Annotated in this window: 20 protein-coding genes; 12 read left to right on the top strand and 8 right to left on the bottom strand. The window is 35.9% G+C overall.

The window, feature by feature from the left end:
* Window positions 1–208 precede the first annotated feature (208 nt).
* From FF52_RS22595 to ctlX, 10 genes are all read left to right on the top strand, one after another.
* Complete coding sequence (locus FF52_RS22595) at window positions 209–892, top strand: SDR family NAD(P)-dependent oxidoreductase (protein WP_008469235.1); 684 nt, start codon at window positions 209–211, stop codon at window positions 890–892.
* 9 nt (window positions 893–901) lie between these two features.
* Window positions 902–2,317 (top strand): SDR family oxidoreductase, encoded by a 1,416-nt coding sequence (locus FF52_RS22590; protein ID WP_008469234.1) that lies wholly within the window; start codon window positions 902–904, stop codon window positions 2,315–2,317.
* Between the two features lie 575 nt (window positions 2,318–2,892).
* Window positions 2,893–5,895: a SusC/RagA family TonB-linked outer membrane protein gene (locus tag FF52_RS22585; protein WP_008469233.1), complete on the top strand. Its 3,003-nt coding sequence runs from the start codon at window positions 2,893–2,895 to the stop codon at window positions 5,893–5,895.
* An 11-nt stretch (window positions 5,896–5,906) separates the two neighbouring features.
* Complete coding sequence (locus tag FF52_RS22580; protein WP_035692245.1) at window positions 5,907–7,256, top strand: RagB/SusD family nutrient uptake outer membrane protein; 1,350 nt, start codon at window positions 5,907–5,909, stop codon at window positions 7,254–7,256.
* Between the two features lie 93 nt (window positions 7,257–7,349).
* Complete coding sequence (locus FF52_RS22575) at window positions 7,350–8,300, top strand: isoaspartyl peptidase/L-asparaginase family protein (protein WP_008469231.1); 951 nt, start codon at window positions 7,350–7,352, stop codon at window positions 8,298–8,300.
* A 15-nt stretch (window positions 8,301–8,315) separates the two neighbouring features.
* Window positions 8,316–9,176, top strand: coding sequence for a cyanophycinase (locus FF52_RS22570; protein WP_008469229.1), 861 nt, complete (start codon window positions 8,316–8,318; stop codon window positions 9,174–9,176).
* A 5-nt stretch (window positions 9,177–9,181) separates the two neighbouring features.
* A complete protein-coding gene (locus FF52_RS22565) occupies window positions 9,182–10,570 on the top strand; it encodes a YfcC family protein (RefSeq protein ID WP_008469228.1) in 1,389 nt (462 codons plus the stop codon).
* A gap of 12 nt (window positions 10,571–10,582) precedes the next feature.
* The gene (locus FF52_RS22560; RefSeq protein ID WP_008469227.1) at window positions 10,583–11,635 is read left to right on the top strand and encodes a cyanophycinase; all 1,053 of its coding nucleotides are present in this window, start codon (window positions 10,583–10,585) and stop codon (window positions 11,633–11,635) included.
* Between the two features lie 88 nt (window positions 11,636–11,723).
* A complete protein-coding gene (locus FF52_RS22555) occupies window positions 11,724–12,638 on the top strand; it encodes a dimethylarginine dimethylaminohydrolase family protein (RefSeq protein WP_008469226.1) in 915 nt (304 codons plus the stop codon).
* A gap of 75 nt (window positions 12,639–12,713) precedes the next feature.
* Window positions 12,714–13,661, top strand: coding sequence for a citrulline utilization hydrolase CtlX (gene ctlX / locus FF52_RS22550; protein WP_008469225.1), 948 nt, complete (start codon window positions 12,714–12,716; stop codon window positions 13,659–13,661).
* Window positions 13,662–13,877: 216 nt separating this feature from the next.
* Here the strand turns inward: ctlX and FF52_RS23280 are convergent, their stop codons facing one another.
* Window positions 13,878–15,800, bottom strand: coding sequence for an RICIN domain-containing protein (locus tag FF52_RS23280; protein ID WP_008469224.1), 1,923 nt, complete (start codon window positions 15,798–15,800; stop codon window positions 13,878–13,880).
* A 503-nt stretch (window positions 15,801–16,303) separates the two neighbouring features.
* Between FF52_RS23280 and FF52_RS22540 the strand changes: the two genes are divergently transcribed.
* Both FF52_RS22540 and FF52_RS22535 read left to right on the top strand, forming a co-directional pair.
* On the top strand, window positions 16,304–17,605 hold the full coding sequence (locus FF52_RS22540; protein WP_035692274.1) for a sensor histidine kinase: 1,302 nt from the start codon (window positions 16,304–16,306) through the stop codon (window positions 17,603–17,605).
* A 4-nt stretch (window positions 17,606–17,609) separates the two neighbouring features.
* Window positions 17,610–18,038, top strand: a complete 429-nt coding sequence (locus FF52_RS22535) for a response regulator (protein WP_008469222.1) — start codon at window positions 17,610–17,612, stop codon at window positions 18,036–18,038.
* Window positions 18,039–18,145: 107 nt separating this feature from the next.
* On the opposite strand, the gene chrA is transcribed toward FF52_RS22535, so the two are convergent.
* The 7 genes from chrA to FF52_RS22500 form a co-directional block, all read right to left on the bottom strand.
* On the bottom strand, window positions 18,146–19,276 hold the full coding sequence (gene chrA / locus FF52_RS22530; RefSeq protein WP_008469220.1) for a chromate efflux transporter: 1,131 nt from the start codon (window positions 19,274–19,276) through the stop codon (window positions 18,146–18,148).
* Window positions 19,266–19,700 carry a DoxX family protein gene (locus FF52_RS22525; RefSeq protein WP_035692241.1) on the bottom strand — a complete coding sequence of 145 codons (435 nt, stop codon included), beginning with the start codon at window positions 19,698–19,700 and terminating at the stop codon, window positions 19,266–19,268. Before FF52_RS22525 ends, chrA begins: the two co-directional genes overlap by 11 nt.
* Window positions 19,701–19,969: 269 nt before the next feature.
* Window positions 19,970–21,145: a chromate transporter gene (locus FF52_RS22520; RefSeq protein ID WP_008469218.1), complete on the bottom strand. Its 1,176-nt coding sequence runs from the start codon at window positions 21,143–21,145 to the stop codon at window positions 19,970–19,972.
* An 11-nt stretch (window positions 21,146–21,156) separates the two neighbouring features.
* Window positions 21,157–21,654, bottom strand: a complete 498-nt coding sequence (locus FF52_RS22515) for a hypothetical protein (RefSeq protein ID WP_008469217.1) — start codon at window positions 21,652–21,654, stop codon at window positions 21,157–21,159.
* A gap of 281 nt (window positions 21,655–21,935) precedes the next feature.
* A complete protein-coding gene (locus tag FF52_RS22510) occupies window positions 21,936–22,514 on the bottom strand; it encodes a DUF4833 domain-containing protein (RefSeq protein ID WP_008469216.1) in 579 nt (192 codons plus the stop codon).
* Between the two features lie 23 nt (window positions 22,515–22,537).
* Window positions 22,538–22,963, bottom strand: a complete 426-nt coding sequence (locus FF52_RS22505) for a GtrA family protein (RefSeq protein WP_008469215.1) — start codon at window positions 22,961–22,963, stop codon at window positions 22,538–22,540.
* Between the two features lies 1 nt (window position 22,964).
* On the bottom strand, window positions 22,965–23,651 hold the full coding sequence (locus FF52_RS22500) for a CDP-alcohol phosphatidyltransferase family protein (RefSeq protein WP_008469214.1): 687 nt from the start codon (window positions 23,649–23,651) through the stop codon (window positions 22,965–22,967).
* Window positions 23,652–23,751 lie beyond the last annotated feature (100 nt).

Raw genomic sequence — 23,751 nt, 5'->3', positions numbered from 1 at the left:
AGATGTTTGGGCAGTTTTTTTTTACTTGTTATTAATCTTTACGAATGTAATTATTGTTTCTGCTCATACCTATTAGTTTTATTTTGTTCAATATTTTTTGATAAAAATTAAACAATTCTTACCTTTAATCTATAAATCAAGCCTTTATTTAAACTGAGGTATAAAACATGAAGTTTTTAATAGTGACCCTAATATAAAAATGGTGTTTATGGAAAAAATACTTGTAATAGGAGGAAGCGGAGGAATTGGAGAAGCAATAGTATTGGAGCAATTGGGAACGAAGCAAGTTTATAACATTAGCAGAACTGCTCCTAATATTTCACATCCTAACTTAATTCATTTTACGGCAGACATTTTAAAGGACGCGCTTCCAGAAATTGAGAAAATTGATGCTATTGTTTACTGTCCAGGTTCTATAAATCTGAAACCTATTCTGAGTTTAAGCATTGATGATTTCAGAAATGATTTCGAAATCAATGTTATTGGTGCTGTGAAAGTAATACAGCATTATCTGCCAGCCTTAAAAAAAGGGACAAATCCGTCTGTGGTCCTTTTCAGCACAGTTGCAGTAAAACTTGGAATCCCTTATCATGCTAGTGTTGCTGCAGCAAAGGGTGGAGTAGAAGGTCTTGTTAAATCACTAGGTGCAGAGCTCGCTCCCGCAATCCGTATTAACGCTATTGCGCCTACTATTACAGAAACTCCATTGTCAGCTTCAATCCTCAGAAATGATCGTATGAAAGAAAACATGTCTGAGCGTCATCCTTTAAAAAGATATTTACAGCCTAAAGAAGTGGCTAAAATGGCACATTATCTTATTTCAAATGCGGCAGGATCTATTTCGGGACAAATTTTTCAAATGGATTGTGGCTTGGTCAGCTTTAAAATTTAATATGTCATCATGAAAATTCTATTAACCGGCTCAACAGGATATATTGGCAAAAGAATTCTGCCCTTACTACTTGAAGAGGGGCATGAGGTAATCTGCTGTGTACGGGACAAGAACAGATTTTTTTATCCTGAAAAGTATTCAGCAAACGTTAGACTTCTTGAGGTTGATTTTTTGCAATATAAAAGTGTAGAAACTATTCCTAATGATATTGATGCCGCGTATTACCTTATTCATTCCATGTCTAGCGCTGACAATTATGATGAGCTTGAAAGAATTTCTGCAAGTAATTTCAAAAAAAAGATAAATGATACAAGCGCTAGGCAAATTATTTATTTAAGCGGAATTGTCAATGATAAATCCTTATCTAAACACTTGGCTTCTAGAAAGACGGTAGAAGAAATCCTAAAAAGTGGTAAAACTCCAACAACAACCTTGAGAGCAGGAATTATAGTAGGTTCAGGCAGTGCATCTTTTGAAATTATACGGGATTTGGTCCATAAACTGCCTGTAATGATTACACCAAAATGGCTTAATACTAAATGCCAGCCTATTGCCATTGCCGATGTTTTAGAATTTTTAATGAAATCACTGCTAAACCCTAAAACATACAACGCGAGTTTTGATATTGGCGGGCCAGATATTCTTACATACAAGGAAATGTTGCTAGAATTTGCAAAGATTAAAAAACTCAAAAGATTTATTTATACACTGCCAGTAATGACGCCAAAGTTGTCTTCCTATTGGTTATATTTCATTACTTCCACTTCTTTTAAACTGGCTTCGGCATTAGTGAGTAGTATGAGAGTAGAAGTGGTTTGCAGGGACAATAGAATCAATGAGTTGTTGGATATAAAACCTATGAGTTACCGTCATGCGTTACAAAAAGCAATTGTAAAAATTGACCAAGATGAAGTAGCTTCGAGCTGGAAAGATGCGCAAATAAGCGGACAGTTTAAAGGAAGTATCTCATATTATTTAAAGGTTCCTAAAAAAGATTGTTTTATCGATAGAAGAAAAAGAAAAATTATAAACAGAGACTATACTATTGCTAAAATTTGGTCTATAGGAGGAGAAACCGGATGGTATTATGGTGATTGGCTTTGGGGTTTGAGGGGATTTATTGATAAGCTTTTTGGAGGTGTTGGAGTTCGACGAGGAAGAACGAATAAACATGATATACATGCAGGAGATGCTCTTGATTTTTGGCGTGTGGTGTATGCTAATAAGGAAGAAGGAAAATTAATTCTCTATGCAGAGATGAAACTTCCGGGAGAAGCATGGCTTGAATTCAAAATTTTTAATAATACATTATATCAGGCAGCAACTTTTAAGCCATCAGGAATTCTCGGAAGGCTGTACTGGTATGCTGTGCTGCCTTTTCATGGTTTTATTTTTAACGGCATGATCAATAAATTGATAAATTGACTTAATAACTTTGATATTTGTTATTGTTAAAGGCTATTGGAAAAGAACTTCTTACTTCTGTAATTATTTATAAATTCTTTTTGTTTTATTTGGTTAAACTCTTAAAATTATGCGGAAAAGTCAACTTAAAAACTAAAAGTATGGATAAAGTTTAATTAAAAATATGATTTTTATTTTTTAATTCAATTTTTTTTCTAATTTTATCATCAAATAATACCACTCTATTTTGATTGCAGGAAAAGCAAATACAGTCACAAAATCAAAATCTCTTACTCTAAGAGGTCTTCAGCCTATCTTTAACTGTTGAAGAATTGATATGCAAACACTATTCTTAAGTGTTTAGTATCATTATTGTATTTTTTATTTTCTCAACCAAACCTAATCAAATGAATTTTACCAATTTATTATATCGTTGTATTGATTGCAAATCACTTTATCTAAAAGGTTTGCAGCCAATATTTAATTGTTAAAAAGTTTCACTTCTCAGTTTACAGATTTTTATGCCAAAACTCTTCATTTTCATGAATAGTCGTGGTGTTTCTATTGTCAATTTTATTAAATTTTAAACTAAGAAAATGAAACTAACCAATAAAATAAAACTGATTATTGTGTTGTTGTCATGTATTACAACATATGCACAAAAAACTATAAAAGGAACTGTTACAGACAAACAATCCAATATACCCATGGTAGGCGTCAATGTTATTATTCCTAATTCAAAAGCAAGTACAATTACAGATTTTGATGGAAAATTTCAACTTCAAATACCTGAAAACAGCACTTCGATAGAATTTTCCTATATTGGATATCAAACCCAAAAAGTTACGATAGACGAAAAATCCAATTATACTATTTCTATGACTTCCGGTCAAGGCCAAAGCCTAGATGAAGTAGTAATTATTGGTTATGGAACGCAATCTAAAAAAGATGTGAGTTCTAGTATACAATCTATAAAAACCAAAGATTTGCCTCAGGGAACTTCTTCAAGTTTTGAAAACAGTTTGCAAGGACAGACTCCTGGGGTGAATATAAGTTCGTCATCGGCTACACCAGGAAGTGCTGTGAGCGTTAATATTCGTGGTGTTTCTTCTATATCAGCGAGCAGCCAGCCTTTGTATATCATAGACGGAATTCCAATCGTGTCTAGAAATAATTCGGCACTAAATGCAAATATACAGCCAGTTAATCCATTAGCAGATTTGAGCCCAAATGATATTGAATCTTTTACAGTTTTAAAAGATGCTGCCGCAGCCGCTATTTATGGATCAAGAGGTGCTAACGGAGTAATCTTAATTACCACAAAAAGAGGTAAAACAGGTAAAAGTATTGTAGATGTTAATTATTACACTTCTTTTGCTGAAATTTCGAAATATCCAAAAATGGTTGACAGCGAGAAGTTTAAAAAGTTTTTTAACACCGCTGCAGAATTTGACGGACTAGGTTCTGATTATTTTGATTGGATCGATACTTCAAAAGGAATCAATACCAATATCTACGATGAAATCTTTAGAGTTGGCGTAACGCAAAATTTAGATCTTAGCGTTAAAGGAGGAAGTGAAAAAACAAGCTATTACTTAAGCGGAAACTATTATAATCAGGAAGGAATCCAGATAGGGCAAGGCTTTAAGAGATTAAGTGCCCGTATGAATCTGGATCATAATATTAATGAAAAATTCAAAGTAGGAAATACTTTTTTTATAACTCGTAGCAATCATCAGAGAACAATTGGCGAAAATGATGAATATGGAGTGGTAATCAATGCGCAAGGCTGGGATCCTACAGAACCCATTTATGATGAAAATGGGAAGTATACCAATCCTTTTAAATACAACACTTGGTGGCCGCTTGAAAATCCTGTGCAAATTGCGAACGAATATAAAAACACTTCTCAATCTACACGTTTACAGGGTTCAGCATATGTTGAATGGAAAATTATTCCAGATTTAAAATTTAAATCTTCTTTTTCATTAGAATATTCCAACTTGGTTGAAGATTCTTATGTTCCCTCTGGAACAAATAAATCGAAAACAGGTGAGGGAATTTATGCCACTTATGAAGAAACAAATTGGCTTGTTGAAAATACTTTAAACTACACTAAACAATTTGGCGAAAAGCATAATTTCGGAGCTATTTTAGGATGGACAATACAAGAAAATGAAACTCGTTTTTCTGACCAATCTGGTGTCGGATACGCTACTAACACTACATCTAGTATTTCGGCTGCAAGTACTATTATTGCTAGTACTTCGGGTAAAAACCAATACGGTTTACAATCTTTTTTTGGAAGAGCAAATTATGTTTATGATGACAAATATATAGCATCATTTACTTTGAGAGCTGATGGTTCTTCTCGCTTTGGAGAGAATAATCAATACGGTTATTTTCCTTCAGGATCAGTGGCTTGGAGAATTAATAAAGAGAAATTCTTTAAAATTGAAAGCGTATCTGATCTTAAAATTAGGGCGAGTTATGGACTTACAGGAAACCAAGAAATTGGTTCAAATTGGAGAGGAACTTATACTCTAAACGCTAATTATAACGGAGTTCCGGGAATAGCACCTAACCGATTAGAAAATCCGGACTTGGGTTGGGAAAAAACAAAGCAACTTGATATAGGTTTAGATTTTGGATTGTTTAAAAACCGAATCACTTTAACGGCCGATTATTTTAACAAGCAAACAGATGATCTTTTATTGCAAGCAAAAGTTTCGGGACTTACTGGTTTCAATTCTGTTTATCAAAATGTTGGAGCTATAGAAAATAAAGGTTTTGAATTTGGAATTAATGCAGCCGTCTTTGATGGAGATGATTTTAAATGGAATACGGGAGTTAATTTAACACTGCTTGACAACAAGATTAAAAAATTGATTAATGACGGCGAAGAAGTGGGCAGAAATCATATTTTGAAGGAAGGGCAAGAAGTAAGTACTCTATATTTAATTAAATTTTTGGGTGTGGATCCACAAACCGGAGACGCAAAATTTGATGACATAAATAAAGATGGAATAATCGATTTCTCTGACAGACAAATGGTTGGAGGCGCATTGCCAACTTATTTTGGCGGATGGAGCAACAATTTCAGCTACAAAGGATTTACTTTGACGGCAAACTTTGTGTTCTCTGGAGGAAACAAAATATTCAATCAAAGCCGTCATGTTTACGATAATTATGGGTATACAAAAAGCGGCATCCCATATTCTAATATTAGCGAAAGAGTATATGATAATTATTGGAGAACGCCAGGGCAAATTACTGATGTGCCAAGGCCTTCTACAAAAGATGGACAGATGCAGCGCTTTAGCACGCAATTTTTGGAAGATGGAGATTATATCAGATTGAAAACTTTAAGTCTTGCTTATAAGCTGCCTTCTAATGTGATTCGCAAAATTGGTTTGAATAGTCTTTCTCTTTATATCCAAGCTCAAAACGTATTTACTATAACTGATTATTTAGGTTTCGATCCTGAAGTTTCTACAAATACTTCAAGTCAGGAAGATTTGAATATTCTGCAAGGGGAGGATTTTGGAACTTTAGGTCAGGCACGCACTTTTACATTAGGATTAAGTACAACATTTTAAAATTTGAAATCATGAAAAATAAAAAGATATATGTATTCTTGTCTATGTTACTTGCTTTTACAGTTTTAGGATGTGATGATGTACTGGACACAAAATTAGATGATGAAATTCCGGCGGCAACTGCCATAACTGATAATATTTCATTAAAAGCCGCCGCTGTAGGACTGTATGATGTGATGCAAAGCGGAACATACTACGGAGGTGAATTTATATTGGCTCAGGAATTAACGGGAGGCAATGCAGATGCGACCGGTTTTCAAGAGCGTTTTACCCAGTTGGACAACGCTATTGTACCACCATCAAATGCTTATATTCAAAGCAATTGGGTAAATGTTTATACACTTGTAAATGCCAGCAACTTGATTTTGCAGAAAATGGAAGAGCTTGAGCTGAAAGATGACAATTCTAAAGGAACTGCACTTTTTTGCAGAGCACTAGGACATTTTGATGCGTTGCGCCAATTCGGGCAGTTTACAGATCCAAACTCAAAATATGGTGTTCCAATTTCAACTAAATATTTGGATGCAAAATCTGCTAAAGAAATTTCCAGATCTACTGTTGCTCAGTCTTATCAGCAAATTATTTCAGACTTAAAAGATGCCATTGCAATTTTGAAATATGACAGCAATAGATTTTTTATTACAAAAGCTGCTGCTGAAGCTTTGCTTGCAAGGGTTTATCTCTATCAAGGCGATTATGATAATGCCATATTGTATGCCAGTAAAGTAATTAGCAATAGTACGTATAAATTAAATACAAAATTTAATGATATTTATGATGTTGAAGGTTCGTCTGAAGCTATCCTAGAGTTACAGTTTTTAGGTATTGACGGTAATAGTTTGACCGAATTTTTATCAGTTTCACCTCCAGAACTTTCTGCTGATTACAATAGTTTTTTCAAACCAATGGACGACGACAACGATCCAAGAAGTTATAAATATTACGATTCGGGAAAGGAAGTTTTTTGTGATAAATATGGAACTCGTGACAGCGAAATAGACGGAAATGCCATTATCATTAAACTTTCAGAAATCTATCTGATTCGGGCAGAAGCTTTGGCAAAGAAAACCCCTCAAGATTTAACTTCGGCTTTGGCTGATTTAAATGTGGTACGCCAAAGAGCTTTACCGAGTAAGCCTTACACTTTAGCCCAAATTCCAAATCTAGATGCTTTTGTTACTATTTTGATTGAAGAAAACAAAAGGGACTTAGGTTTTGAAGGACACCAATGGTTTACTATCGTTCGATTAGGCAGAGCAACTTCAATTTTGAATATTCCTGCTTTCAGAACAACTTATCCAATACCGCAAAACGAAATTACAATTGCCCAAGGCAAGTTAGAACAAAATCCAGGATACTAAAAAAATCCCCCAGGAAGCTGCTAATGCGGGATTCATTTACAAAAAATGTATGTCGCTTAGCAGTCTTCTTTAAATTCAAAAAAAGAAAAAGAAATGACAAATAAAACGCCGTTTGCACTTTGTATACACGGAGGTGCGGGTGTGATAACTCCCGAGAATCTATCACCAACAGATAAAAAAATGATAAAAGAGGATCTTATTCTTGCTCTTAATGCAGGAGAAGAGATCTTAGCAAAAGGCGGTAATGCCGTTGATGCGGTCGCTGCTGCCGTAGTAGCTTTAGAGAATAGCATTCATTTTAATGCGGGAAAGGGAGCCGTTTATTCTCGAGAAGGCAAACATCTATTAGAAGCTTCAATAATGGATGGCGCTACGTTAGAGGCTGGATCGGTAGCAAACAGTATGAAAATTAAAAATCCCGTTTTATTCGCCAAAAGTTTATTAGGATATAAAGACCTTATCATGATTTCTGGTGAAGCTGCCGATAATTTGGCAGAACAAACTAATCACGAATTAGTAGAAAACCATTACTTTGATACTGATTTTAGAAAAGAACAATTTTTGGAGGCAAAAAAAATCTCTGAAACAGCAACTTTTCTCGATCATACCAACTTAAAGATGGGAACTGTTGGCGCAGTTGCTATTGATAGAAATGGCAATATAGCCGCAGCGACTTCGACAGGAGGAATGACTAATAAATTGGATGGACGAATTGGCGACTCCGCGATTATTGGAGCCGGGACTTATGCCAATAATAAGACTTGCGGCGTCTCTTGCACTGGTGTTGGAGAATATTTTATTAGAGCCACAGTATCTTCCATGGTTTCAAATTTAATGGAATTTGGAAAAATGTCTCTAGAGCAGGCAACCGGAGTAACGATAAAAGGCCATTTGACAAAGCTGGGTGGAGAAGGAGGGCTTATTGCAATTGACAAAGACGGAAATATTAATTTTTCATATAATTCTCAAGGAATGTACCGTGGATTTGTGTGTGAAAAAAAGAAAGAAAAAAAAGTATATATCTGGGATAACGAAGAAGTATAACACTAAAATCATATCATGAAATCTATTCCGTTTTTTGTAATCTTGTGTTTACTACTGTTGTGTTCTTGCCAATCAAAGCTTAACAATGTTGAAGAGCTTAAAGCTAAAGGAAAGCTATTCATAATTGGTGGCGGAAAAAAATCTGATAAATTGGTTTCTGAATTGATTGCAGTTAGTAATCTAAATAAAGAAAACTTTATGGTGATACTTCCAATGGCTAGCGAAGAACCCGATTCGGCAGTTTATTATACGGCAAAACAATTTATTGGATTAGGTATAAATTCAAACAAGATAAAGGCTTTTAATTTTAATCGAATCAGCCAGCCAAAAATACAGATTGATTCTCTAAAAAAAGCTAGCCTAATTTATATTACTGGTGGAGATCAAAATTTGTTTATGAAATCAGTTTTGAATACCCCTGTTTATAAAGCCATTCATACTGCCTATCAAAATGGGGCAACCATAGCAGGAACAAGTGCTGGCGCAGCAGTAATGAGCACAAAAATGATTTCAGGAAATGAATTGAAGCACCCAACTTATACTGGAGAATTCCATAGCATCGAAGTAAAAAATTTTGAATTAGCAACGGGATTGGGTTTGCTGCCAAATGCCATTATCGATCAACATTTCATTTACCGAATGCGAATGAACCGTTTATTGTCGGTTGCTATGGAAAATCCAGATTATTTAGGAATCGGCATTGATGAATCGACCGCTATAGTGGTACAAGGTGACGATGCAAGAGTTACTGGAGATTCGCAAGTGGTCATTATAAGAAAAACAAACAAAACAAATATCCAAGTCAAAAACGGACTATTAGGAAGTAAAGATATTAGATTAGAAATCCTTCTGCCGGGAGAGAAATTTAAATTATAAAAAAAATGAAAATATTAGAAAAATTCCCAGATACAATTACTATAATTCTAGTAATTACACTTCTCTTTATAGGTCTGACATGGATAATTCCGTCAGGAGAATTCGATCGTACGATTGAAAACGGAACGGAGAAAATTATTGCAGGTTCTTACAAGTCTGTACAAGCATCTCCTCAAGGAATCAAAGCTTTTTTGGAAGCTCCGATTAAAGGATTTATTTCGGCATCTCAAATTATTGCTTTTGTCTTTCTGGTGGGAGGAGCGTTTTCTATTATAAACATGACGGGCGCCATAAACGCAGGACTTTTTAATGTAATTGAGTTTAGTCATAAAAGGCCAAAACATAAAATTTTTATTGTTCCATTTTTAATTGTATTATTTTCTTTTGCAGGAGCTACTTTTGGAATGAGCGAAGAGATTTTAATCTTTATTCTGATTACCGTACCCATGGCAAAAGCAATGGGTTATGATGCAATTGTTGGAGCGGCAATTCCAATTGTAGGAACTGGCGTTGGTTTTGGAGGTGCCTTTAGCAATCCATTTACTATTGGCATTGCACAAGGTATAGCACAAATTCCAATTTTTAGCGGAATGGAATATAGGATTTTTGTCTGGTTTATTTTAACAACATGTGCTTGCTTCGTAATTACGCATTATGCAATAAAAATTGGAAAAGATCCTAAGAAAAGCCTATTGTTTGGCATTGCCGATGAAAAAGAGAATAGCAATCTTGAGACATCTGACTTTAAATTAGACACCGCTAGGAAAATAATTTTATATGCACTTTTTGCAACCATTCTCATTTTAATTTACGGGGTGAGCAATTATAATTGGTACATAAACGAAATCGCTGCTTTGTTTTTGGCCTTAGCTATTTTTGTCTCCATTGTTTACAGAATGTCAATATCAAAAGCGATAGATGCTTTTGTATTGGGAGCTAAAGACATGATGACTGCGGCATTGGTAATAGGACTGGCCAAAGGACTTCTAATTATTACACAAGAAGGCAAAATTATTGACACGATACTTAATTCTATTGTATCAATAACCCAAAACACGCCAAAGGCTGTATCTGCTGAATGCATCTTTTTTTTCCAATCATTTTTAAACTTTTTCATTCCTTCAGGATCGGGACAAGCTTCTTTGACCATGCCCATTATAATTCCGATTTGTGATGCCTCAGAAATAAGCCGACAAATGGCAGTGCTGACTTTTCAATTAGGAGACGGCTTTACTAATCTTATTATTCCAACAAGCGGAGTTACAATGGGAGCGCTTTCTTTGGCTAAAATACCTTATAGCAAGTGGTTTAAATGGATGCTGCCTCGAATGGTGGTATTTTTAATAGCATCAATGCTGCTGATTCTTCCCCCTTTATATTTATTCAATTGGTAAAATCAGACTAAAATGAAAACAATAGCAATAACTTTTCTGTTTATTTTGAGCGCTTGCTCTTCTGAAAACAATACGGAAAATTCGGATCCAAAAACACCAGAAGCAAAAAACTATGTGTCTTACTTTACAGGAAATAAAGTAGATAAAATTACAGCCCCAAAGGGAGGAATTTGCTTGATGGGGGGAGCAACCGAAAACGATCAGGCAATGAAATGGTTTTTAAATAGGGCAGATGGCGGAGATGTTTTAATATTACGCACCTCTGGAACTGATGGCTATAATTCGTATTTGTATACCTCTTTAGGAATCGCTATTAATTCTGTTGAAACTATTGTTTTTAAAAATACCAAAGCGAGTTCTGATGCATATATAATAGAAAAAATAAATAATGCAGAAGCAATTTGGTTTGCAGGAGGAGATCAGTGGGAATATATTTCGTATTGGAGAAACACGCCAATTTCTGAAGCTATCAATAAAGCAATAATCAATAGAAAAGTTGTCGTGGGCGGAACCAGTGCTGGTATGGCGATTCAGGGAGGATTTTATTTTTCGGCTCAAAATGGCACGATCACTTCTCAAGAAGCATTGTTAAATCCTTTTGATACTAAAGTCACAATATCCAACGAGTCTTTTTTAGATAATGCAATTTTAAAAGATGTCATTACCGATACCCATTATGATAATCCCGATAGAAAAGGAAGACATATTGCTTTTTTAGCCCGAATTATAAATGATTATAAAGCTCAAGGAAAAGGAATAGCTTGCGATGAATACACTTCCGTTTGTATAGACGAAAAAGGAATTGCAAGAGTCTTTGGAAATTATCCTTCTAAAGATGATGTTGCCTATTTTATAATGCCAAATACAGAAATTCCAAACAACAAGCCAGAAATTTGCAAGCCAAACAATCCATTGGAATGGAATCTGAATAAGGTTGCCATTAGCGTTTACGAGGTTAAAGGAACTAGTGCTGGAACTAATACATTTAATTTAAATAATTGGATTGATGGAACTGGAGGCACATGGAAAAAATGGTTCGTAGAAAATGGCAAACTCAATGAATAAGGGAAACGCAATAGAATAATTAACTCTCAAAAATAAAATACCAATATAATACAAGATGTACCATTATCTTCAAAAATATAATAGATTCTTGCTGCGGTTAAATGTAAAGAACGAAACGTCTCGACTTCGTGCTGTAGTTTTGGGTTCAGCTGTCAGCAATGGTCCAACTCCATCTATAGAAGAGGCCTATGACCCTAAATCCTTGGAACATATTAAGGCAGGAACTTATCCTGTGGAAAAGGATATGGTTGCTGAAATGAAGGCTTTTAATGCCGTTTTTAAAAAATATGGCGTAAAAGTGTATCGCCCAGAAACGATTGAAAATTACAATCAGATTTTTGCCCGTGATATTGGATTTGTCATTGATGATGTTTTTGTAAAATCTAACATTTTGCCTGACAGAGAACGCGAACTGGACGCGATTCAATATGTAATTGATCAGATTGATCCATTAAAAATTGTTCGTCCGCCAGCAGAAGTTCATATAGAAGGCGGCGATGTTATGCTTTGGAAAGACCATATTTTTATAGGAACTTATAAAGGGAGCGATTATAAAGATTACATAACTGCAAGAACCAATATGCATGGCGTAAATTATATCAAATCTCTGTTTCCTCATAAAATTGTAAAAGAGTTTGATTTAGTAAAATCTAAGTTAGAAGCAAGAGACAACGCTTTGCATTTAGACTGCTGTTTTCAGCCAGTAGGAAAAGATAAAGGGATTATCTATAAAAGAGGTTTCCGCGAAGAGGCAGATTATTTGTATTTGGTTGAACTTTTCGGAAAAGAAAACTTATTTCATATCGAAAGAGAAGAAATGTACAATATGTTTTCGAATGTATTTTCAATAGATGAAGATGTGGTGGTCTCTGAGAAGAATTTTACGAGATTGAACAATTGGCTTCGTGAAAATGGTTTTACAGTTGAGGAAATTCCTTATTCAGAAATTTCAAAACAAGAAGGTCTGTTGAGATGTTCAACTTTGCCATTAATTAGGGATTAAATAATTGTTTCAAGTTTCAGGTTTCAAGTTTTTCCAGAATTTGACACTTGAAATTTAAAACAAAAAAATATAAAAATGAAACAGACAACAAATGCAATCCTAATGATTAGACCCGTAGCATTCAGAATGAATGAACAGACGGCAGTGAATAATTATTACCAGAAAGTATTGAATGGACTTTTGCCAGATACTGTTAATGCTAAAGCGCAGCAGGAGTTTGATGCTTTTGTAGAAAAGCTAAGGGCTGTTGGTGTCGATGTAACTGTTGTTGATGACATTATAGAAACCGATACTCCAGATAGTATTTTTCCAAACAATTGGGTTTCATTTCATGAGCATGGTGATGTAGTATTGTATCCTATGTTTGCAGAAAACCGTCGTCTGGAACGTCGTGATGATATCTTGGATATTTTGGAAAAAAAAGGCTTCGAGATTTCTAATATTATTTATTATAACGCGGCAGAAGAAGAAGGCATTTTCTTAGAAGGAACCGGAAGTTTACTTTTAGATCGTGCCAACGCAAAAGCATATTGTGCTTTGTCGCCTCGCGCAGATGAAGAATTGGTTATTAAATTCTGCCAAAACTTTGATTATACACCAGTAATTTTTAAAGCTTTTCAAACTGTAAATGGAAAGCGGAAACTGATTTATCATACTAATGTGATGATGTGCTTAGGCGAAACTTTTGCAGTTATTTGCGCAGATTCTATTGATGATGAAAAAGAGCGCAAAATGGTTTTGGATAATCTAAAAGAAGATAAGAAAGAGATTATTTTAATTACAGAAGATCAGGTAAATAATTTTGCAGGAAATATGCTGGAAGTGAGAGGGAAAGATGATAAGAGATATATTGTAATGAGTGCTTCAGCACATCAAAGCTTGACTCCGAAACAAATTGCCCAATTAGAAAATCATGCAGAAATTTTAAGTTCAAGTTTAGATACGATTGAAGCTTGCGGAGGCGGAAGTGCTAGATGTATGATGGCTGAAGTTTTCCTGCCAAGAATTCACAGCATTGCTTAGCGTTACTTTGAATGGAATGAGATAAATAAAGATGGAAAATATGAGAGGAAGTGCCTGTGGATATGGGGCGCAGAGATTTGCTAGTATACGTTAATTAATCAGTGTTTTTATTTTCATGATGCCAGCAGAAGAAAAGAAAAAGCCACTGTTTTAAATGAAGATCTAAAACAGTGGCTTGGTATTTATATGATTGGTAGAACTATAAAAGTTCTGTCTTTACTCAACGACTATCTTTTTGGATGCAGCAGATGAATCTTGAAGAACCCTTGCTACATATATGCCTTTGCGAAGTTTTGTTCTAATAGTTTGACTAGCATTGGTTTTCAGATTTTTTGCTTCATAAACCAGTTCGCCGCCAATTGAGTATATGGCTAGAGAATACTCTTTATCTGACTCTGAAGTAAAATGGATATTAAACTCTCCACCTTTTGACGGATTTGGATATATCTGTACGCCAGCATCTATTTCTATAATGTCTGCTGAAATATTCTGTGCAACAGCACTTTTTGAAGTCGTTCCTATTTTATTGAATTTAAATAGTTGGCATGAAGTCCCATAATATTCCCAAAGTTGGAGATTTGCTGTTCCATCCATATTGCAGTTGGATGTGTCCCAGCCTTTTGTGGTGTCAACTGCTGATTTTATGCTGTAATAGCCGTTGCCAACATCGGTTACCAGCCATTTTTGGGCATCATTAGTATAATTGTCCCAAAGTCTTATTGATTTCCCATTTGTTGGATCTGCACTTTCAAGATCTATTACACGTCCAGTTGAGCTTGCATTGGATTTAAAACGCCAATACCCGTTTCCAGCATCAATGGCAATCCACTGCTGTGCTGTTGTGCCCAATCGGTCCCAAGGTCGGATGGCAGTGCCATTTGCATTCGTTCCATACATAAGGTCTACCACTTTATTTGAATTTGTTTTAAATTCAATTTCATAGACGCCATTGTTTACTAGAGTAGTGCAGGTTTGCGACGGAATGTTGCTGTTTGCATATTCAGAGAACCATTGTTTGACTGGCGCAGCGCACGCCTCCCAGTTATTGTTGAAAGCAGTTGTAACATTGTAGGGATCTGCATTGGTTATAAGCCCCTCGGGTGCCAGTAGATTCCAACTGCAATTTCCTGTGGCATCGATTCTGCCCTTAAGATTAAGTCCGAAACCGCTTGTTGTTCCAGTTCCCCATGTCTCTGCTCCAGTAGGCGACCAATCGGTTTCTGTTATCATAATTGGCGCTATATTAGCAATCGGTTGCACATTGGCATTCCAAGCATTATTGAAGCTGGTTGTATTTTCAGCATTTGCTCCCCAATACCCTGGATAGACATGTACAGCATAGCCAATATTGCCACCTGTTATCAAATGGTTTGGATATCCCTGATAATGGGATTGGTATCCTGTTCCCGGTATCCAGCAGACATTATTTGCACCATTAGACCTAATTCTATTCACAATATCTTGAAAGAAGTTCTTCAATGCGGCAAAGTGCTCATCATCTGTTGCGCCCCAGTTTCCATTTGTTCCTAGTATTTCTATAGGTTCATTGGCAATTTCGAACATAACATTGTCTACATTTTTTAAGTTGGGATGACTCGATAGATATTGCCAAACAGTTCTTAAATAATTATGGTAGCTGTCTCCATAGGCAATTCGATTGGGACATACTCCAGGAGGGCGAAGCACAACATAAAGGCCTCTGCTTCTGGCGTGGTTGATTAGAGGAATTATGACTTGGTTTACATAAGTAACCAGTCTATTATAATCAAAGCACGAGATGTTATTTTCTCCAGCTGTGCATCCTGGTGTGTTAGTCCAGTAGGGATCGATATGGAGTCTTATGTAATTTAATTTCCATCCATTTGCTGTGTTTGTGAGCGCATCCATAACGGCATTATTGTAATTCAGACATCCCTGAACATTATAATTATCCCAGCGACATTGGCCATAAGAACAGCCATTGAACCAGGGACTGGGAGTTATGGCTACCCCGTGCAGCAATACATTTTTTCCGCAGGGATCTTTTAGATTCTTGCCATCAACATGTAGAGGAGGCAACGGCATTCCAGGCCATGCATATAATTCCATCAGAGGAATAATCGCCAGAAATAGAAAAATCACTTTTTTTACTCTTTTCATAACTTTAATTGGTTTAATTAGTTAGTAAATTAACCTACAAATTCTTGTAAGTTTTTCATTGCTAATTTAATAATAAAAGAAATTAAAAAACAACCGATTGCGTAATTTTTTAACATGAATTTAAGATTTCAGTATTTAGAGCAGGTAAAAGGGAAATTAAGTATTGCAATAGTTTATGTTTTTATTTTGGGTGATGTGAAAATTTTGTTGAGGGAGGATATTGATGGTATCATTTTCCTATTTTTTGCAATGCTCTTATTACAATTGTCTTAAAAATTTTGTATTTTAGTTCAAGCCCAGTTCCAAATCTTGAAGACATGCTGAACTTATGCAAATGTTCGGCAGCTTGAAAATCATCTCGAAGAAAAGTATCTCAGAATTGTAGTAACAGTTTTTTAGATAGCCACAGAACGTTTGATGGCCTGATGCTTTTAGAATGCTAAAATTGGGATTTATTTTTACAGTATAGATCGTTTTAACCTTAAATAGCTTAAGAGATGCAAATGAAGCAAAAAGACGAAAACCTAGACCAATCAGCCCATATTGCTGAATTTTTATCAGCTATTAAAACCAAATCAGACCGTTTAGCCAATTATTTTATTTTCACCTTTTTTGCTTTTGGCTTGTTTCTGGCTACTTTTTATGATACCTGGCAGATAGCAGTTGGAGTGGGTGGCCTATTATTGGTGGCCTATTTTTCTGCAAAAATGGTTCTTGTTGATTCAGACTTCTACCAGTATGTTTTAAGTGCTGTTTTAGGAATCTTTATGGCCCAATTTATCTATCAAATGCATGGCCTGTTTGAAATGCACTTTACGGCATTTCTTTCCAGCGCCATATTGATTACATATCAGAAATGGAAATTACAGATTCCTCTTCTAATCATCGTGATAGTGCATCACGCCCTGTTTGCCTATATGCAGTACTCAGGGGTAGGCGGCATTTATTTTACGCAGTTTGATCATATGTCGCTGCAGACCTTTATATTCCATATTGTTCTTGTGGCGGCTATTTTCTCAGTTTGCGGACTGTGGGCCTACCAGTTTAAGAAATACAGCGAAATGCATATCGATCTTATTTTCAAGAAAAAAGAAATTGAAAATATGGAACTTAAAAGAGCCAATTATGAATTGGACCACTTTGTGTATAGTGCTTCCCACGACCTAAGAGCACCACTAAATTCCATGCTGGGGCTGATTGAAATTGCAAAAGATGAGACAGAAGAAGAGCATACTTTGGAATATTTAGAAGCTTTGAAAGGCAATGCAGAAAGGCTGGACACCTTTATCTGTGATATTTTAGACTATTCGCGTAATCTCCGCACTGATGTAAGCAATGACTCGATTAGTTACAAAGAGCTTTTGAATGACATAGAGCAGAATCTAAAATTCATGGGCGATAATAGCCGCAGCGTTGATTTTATCACCGCTATTAGAGGGGACAGCCCTGTTTTTTCTGATAAAAGCAGGCTTAACAATATTCTAAATAATCTCATTTCAAATGCAATTCGTTATCAAGATACCGAAAAGAAAAATCCTTTTGTTAAAATTGAAATTGACATTTTGGAAGATGAAACGCATATTGTAATTAGTGATAACGGAATAGGCATTCCAGAAGAATCCCAGCCTAAAATATATGATATGTTTTATCGCGCATCTAACAAGGCGGTAGGATCAGGGCTTGGGCTCTATATTGCAAAGGAGGCTCTCAACAAACTTGGAGGCCAGATAAAGGTAACTTCCAAAGTGGGAGAGGGAACCGCTTTTTATATTCAAATCCCAAACAGACAGATTATAAAAATATAAAGTGATGGAAGCAGCTTCTCAAAAAACATTTTACAAAAAGGTTCTTGTTGTCGATGACAATCCGACAGACCGATTTATTGCAAAAAAAATGATTGAAAAATGCAGTTTTGCCCAAGAAACTATTCTGTGTGAATCTGCTCAGCAGGCATTGGAATATCTGAGAGCATTGGAAGATGAGCCTGATGCTTTACCGAATTTTATTTTTCTAGATATCAGCATGCCGGGCATGGATGGATACGAGTTTCTGGAGCAGTATGCCACTTTTCCAGAGGTGATTAAAGCCAAATGTATAATTTTAATGCTAACCACTTCTCTGCATCCCGATGACATTGAGCGCGCCCAAAGCAATCCTCTGGTCATCCGGTTTATAAACAAGCCTATAAGCAGAGATAAGCTCGAAATGATTTCCAATGATTTTCCTGCGGAAAATTAGGTGGGGTTTTGCTATTAGACAGAATAGTAGTGAGGAAGCTGGTTAGAAAGTGGATTATTTTACGTTTTTTTGATGTGTATTAGCAATCAAAATTTTTGCATTATGTGCTAAACATAAGTCAGAATGTAGCCCAGCAATGCGCCTCCCAAAACTACTAAGGCAGTATTTAATTTTTTTAAGGTAAAAACTGTAATACCGCTAACGCTTGCAATTAAAACTGTTCGCCAATCAGTAACAGTTTCTTCGGCCATAGATATGCACAAAGCGGCTATTATTGCTATAGAAGCAGCATTTACTGCATCAATAAAAACAGATAATCCTTTTGCCCCTCGTAATCGTTTCATTATAAAGTTAAGCAGTACAACGAAAATAAAAGATGGCAGAAAAATTGCAACAGTCGATATCACTGCTCCTGAAAGGCCATTTATTTGATAGCCGATAAAAGTTACAGAAGAAAATACAGGACCGGGTGTAAATTGGCCTACAGCAATGGCATCCATTAATTCCTGCTTTGTAAGTAGACCCTTGGCTGTTAATTCAGCATCCAAAAATGCAAACAGCACATATCCGCTTCCGTAGAGAATAGCACCTATTTTTAGAAACGTTAAAAAGAGTTTAGAATTTACTGCTGTCCAAAATCCGGTTTGAGGCAAAGACATTAAAGCAAGTGGGGCAAAGCTGCCAAGTCCGTCAATTCTCATTTTTTGAATATAAAATACAGCCATAGCCAGAAGTCCCGATCCGAATAGCAGATAAATTTCATTAGCTCCGAAGATAGTAGCTGTAAGGACAGCTATTGCAATCAAACCTAAAAATATAGATTTTACCGACTTTACAGCTAATGGTGAGACTGCTCCAATAATAATGGCTATAATAGCTGGTTTGATGCCATAAATGAACGGCTGTACTTCAGGGAGCTGTCCATAAAGACTGTATAGGTGTGCCAGAATCCCAGTTATCAATACGGCTGGCATGATAAAACAGCACCCGGCAGTTAGCAAACCCTTCCAGCCTCCTTTGACATAACCTATATGAATAGCCATTTCGGTGCTGTTCGGTCCAGGAATAAGGTTGGTAGCTCCAAGCAGATCCAGAAAATGCTGTTCATCTAGCCATTTGTATTTCGAGACCACTTCTTTGTGCATCATGGCTATGTGCGCAGCAGGTCCGCCAAAGCCAATTGTTCCCAGCTTTAGGAATACCCGTGCAATTTCTTTAAGGGTTGCATTATGCTCCATTTTTCATTAAAGTTTTGTCAGCTGACCAATTGCCAGCACCTTTAATAATAAGAAAAATGCTTCCCAGTAGCATTGCCCAATCTGTGCGGCTCTCGTGCATCATTTCCCAAAAGCCATCTTGGGCAAGAATTTTGAATTTGGTAGTGACTATAGCTGCAACCATTATTACTAAAAGAGGAATGCCTGCCAATCTTGTGATAAATCCAATCAAAATTAGTATTCCACAGATTATTTCTAAGCCAGCAACAAGGTTTCCTAAGAATTCAGCAGAAGGCAGTCCCATTTTTTGGAAACGGCCTACGCCGCGAAGAGCGGGAAACAGAAATTTTTGAATGCCTTCTGAAAGAAATACCGTACCGACCATGAGACGGATAAGTAACGTAGTTTTTGAGTCGTCCGTCTTAATTATATTATGAAATTTCATGCTTATATGGGCTTAAGGATTTTTTGGACTAGTAATGTTTCAGCTCATAAATCTAAAAAATATATTCAGATTAAGATCTATTTTTTTAAAGGTTAAATGGCATAAAACTTTGATCTCTTAATAAGTCCTCTATCTGGTATTTTAAATCTGGATGAATGAGGTATTTCGTTGCTAATAGAGACAAGGAGCGTCGTATTTTTCTTTTTTAGATTTGTGAGCAATAGTTAGCTTGAATCTCTTGGGAGAGGGAAGTAACGAAGCTGTTAGCCCTATACGATGACTAATTTAATGATTAGACCCAAGACAGCCGCCACCACAATAATATAAGGTTCCTGAATTTTCTTTATATAAAGCAGCGCAAAAATGGTGACAATAGCGATGATAGCCGTTGGAATGTCTATTATGCTCCTTTTGGCTATTACAATTACAGATCCGACAAGTGCGCCTACCACAGCGGCCGTAATGCCTTCTACAAATGCTTTAACAGGCTTGTTCTGAGCAATCTTCTTAAACGATGGAGCCATCGCGATAGTAAAGAGATAGCAAGGAAGAAAGGTCGCTAGTGCAGCTACCAGTGCTCCCAAAAAACCATTGACGAGATAACCTATAAATCCTACAGTTATTACTACAGGGCCTGGCGTGATCATGGCAACAGCAACAGAGTCCAGAAACTGCTGTTCTGTAAGCCATTGATTTTCGGTCACAACTCCTGAATGAAGAAAGGGAACTATCGCAAGGCCGCTTCCGAAGACAAAGGTGCCGGCTTCAGCAAAAAAGACCGCTATTTTAGTGAGAGTTGAACTTTCATAGCTCCAAAATATAGCGAGAAAAGTAATTAAAGAAAAAGAGTTTGCAGTCTTTATATTCCACCATTTAGGACGCGCATAAACAATCATGTATAGAAGTCCTGCTGCTATAAAAAGAAACACTTGTTCTTTTTCTGTGACATAAGTGATAAGAACGGCAAGAATAAAAAATAGCCATAATAGCCATTTGGATTTTATTGCTTCAAGATTTGGTTTTCCTATAGATTTTAAAGTAAGTTTATACGAACTCAAAGCTATTATTCCGATAACAGCTGCGCCTACACCGTAAAATACAGCCTGAATCCAAGAAAGGCCACCATATATCTGATAAATAATCCCTAATAGCAGTACCATTAAGAAAGAGGGCAGTACAAAGGCAAATCCAATTAATGTTGCACCCAAAAAGCGATAATGCACAAATCCTAGATAAATGCCAAGCTGCGCTGCAAGAGGTCCAGGCGCTAGCTGTGCCAAGGCAAGTCCTTCTCGGTATTCTTCTTCAGTTATCCATTTTCGGTTTTCCACCAAATCTTTGTGCATATAGCCAACCAAAGCAACAGGACCTCCGAATCCGATTGTGCCGAGCTTTAAGAAATATAGAAACAGCTCTTTTAATGTGTATTTGGGATTTTCGTTCATAAACCTAAATTTTAAAATGCAATTCCAAATTGAAAGCCTGCTGTAAAGGAAGCTGGATGATCGTTGCCAAAGCGTACAGGGAGAGGTATAGCGGCAAAGTAGCTGCAATTGGCGCTTTTTATTATTGTTTTATTTATAACAGGTGTAAAGCCATATCTCCCCGAGGACTCAAAAGCGGCTCTTCCTGCAAATGTAAATCCGTTTCCTAAAGCAACCAGAATTCCAGGATGGAACAATAAATTGGTTACTTTATCAGTTCCCTGATCATCTTTAATATTCGGAACTACCTCAAAAGAAAATCCGATTTTCTCGTTTTTCCAAATATTGATTCCCGTTGGGAAACCCACAGCATAATAATCTCTGAAGTTTACAGCAGTTTGATCTTCACTTACAGTTACTATTGGATGCAAAATGCCAAAATATCCTGTAATCTTAGGATAAACAGTTTGAGAAAAAGAGGTGTGGCTGAATACTGATAAAATTAATAGAAGCTGAAATCTGAAAGACATTGGTTTTGGTTTTTATAAGTTATGAAAACAAAATTATCATCATTGAAGTTCTCTTAATAGAATGCTTTTTACGTTTTGTATATGGATTACTTTTTTTGATCTTTTTTTACTCAGACGGATTTGACAGGACGATTCTGTTGGATTTTAAAAGTTTAAACAGTAAGATATTGTTTGCAGTGTAACCCAAACAAGAAACAATATGTTAGAATACTATTACTGGAAAATAATGAAAGTTGATTGGCAGCGCTTATCTTCTGGTTCCAAAGTTTTAATTTTAGAATTTATTTTAATAATATTCTTTCAGTAATTATTTTATTTGAGGAAGCATCAATTCCCGTAACCTCTGCATACTTAACATTTGGTAGCCAGAACGAGCCTCCTTCAATTCGTACAAATATTTTTTCTACCTGTATTTTTTTGCGGTTCACATTTACAAATGCATGATATTTTTGATCTGAATCTATTTTCTTCAAGGTGAGGGGAAGTTTTTTATAGGCTGCAAACTGAAGCTCAAACTCTTCATTATTTAAAATCTTACTTTCGATTCCATAAGCAAATCTGCGCTGGATATAATTGAAGTCTTTTCGTTCTCCCTTTTCAGCATATCGAATCCAATACCCTTTTACGGGATTGCTTTTGTTTATTTTTCCGTTTTCTAGATAGTTTATGGCATAAACAGCAGTGTTTGTATTGGGATCTCGCTGAATGTAAAACAGCATATCATCTATATTTTTAGGTGTTGGAAAATGTAATGGCGATGGATTTTCAGACTGCGCCCATAGTTTTTCAGAGGCCATGTTTATTAAGATCGCTATAGCGATTACTGATTTTGAAAAATATTTAAACGTCAATTTGTCCATAACACAACATTTATACGTTAATTTTATTCGGTTGCACTCTGTTTTTCGTTTACCCGAAAAACCCAATATTTAATTAGTGGGTAATTAAAACCATACGATACAAAACTATCAGTGATTATTCTTCCGATTCGATAATCGATTTGAAATGTTTTCTGCAGAATGAGCGTGCCAAATGATTTTAAGGAAATGCTACCCAATACAACCAGCGCAAATTTGAAAAGCTGGTTATTGATACAGCTGCTATAGCCAGAGTGATTTTTAAATACCCAAAATCTATTGATGCTGAAATTGATAATTGCGCCAACACTTCCTGAAATTAAAATAGAGAAGGTGAAATGCAGCTTAAATATTTCGGTCAATAAAATCATTAAGCCATAATCCGTAAGACCGCCTAAAAATGCAGCAACTTGCGCCCGCAGAAAAGTGAAAATTGATTTTTTCTTAAACATCTCAGTCTTGGCTTCTGTCTTTTAAATCGCCTAGCTTTAAAAGTTTAAAGCTGTCTATGGTATTGATTACAAATAAAATAATGGTAATAAAGCCAGCCAAGTAAGCAATTGATCCATGAGCAAAGACTTCTGCAATTAAAATTAGAGCAATTATAAACCTGAGTTCTGTTGGACCGACAAGACCGGAATCTATGCTGTATTGGTTTGTGATTTTGTACCGTAGCTGGCTGATGATCATAGACCAGCCATATAATGCAACAAAAGCAAAAGCTATGATTTGCGTACCGTTTTCAGCATAGATGTAGTAGCCAAAGCCTATAAGCACGATACCAATCCAATCGACGATGATATCGAGTGCAAAACCATACCAGCGGCGCGGAATATTTCTGTAATATGCCAATCTTCCATCTAAAGAATCTCCTAACCAATTTATAGCCAATCCGATAATACCCAAAAGTAGATATTGATCTGTTGAATAAGCACCCAAAACAAAAGCTAAAAAGACTAACCCAGAACCAAGCGCACCAATTAAAGTGAGCAGGTTAGGCGAAATGAATCTTGGCACCTTCGGAAGCAAAAATACAATGGTCAGCTGCTCCGCTCTTTTTAAGATATTAGTCCGTTTGCGGTCTGAAAATGTTCTTTTAACAATGGCATTATTTCCTTCATGCTGCGTTTCCTTTCCCATTAATAACCCAATATTAGTAAACCTGACAGTATACCCAATTCCAGTTTTATAATTTTTACTTTTATCTTTCTTTGGACATTTTTTAAAAAATCGGAAGTTC

The sequence above is a fragment of the Flavobacterium sp. F52 genome, assembly GCF_000278705.1.
GTDB classification, from domain to species: Bacteria; Bacteroidota; Bacteroidia; order Flavobacteriales; family Flavobacteriaceae; genus Flavobacterium; species Flavobacterium anhuiense.
Note: the sequence above shows the minus strand (reverse complement) of the source record. Positions and strands in the feature narration are given on the sequence as shown.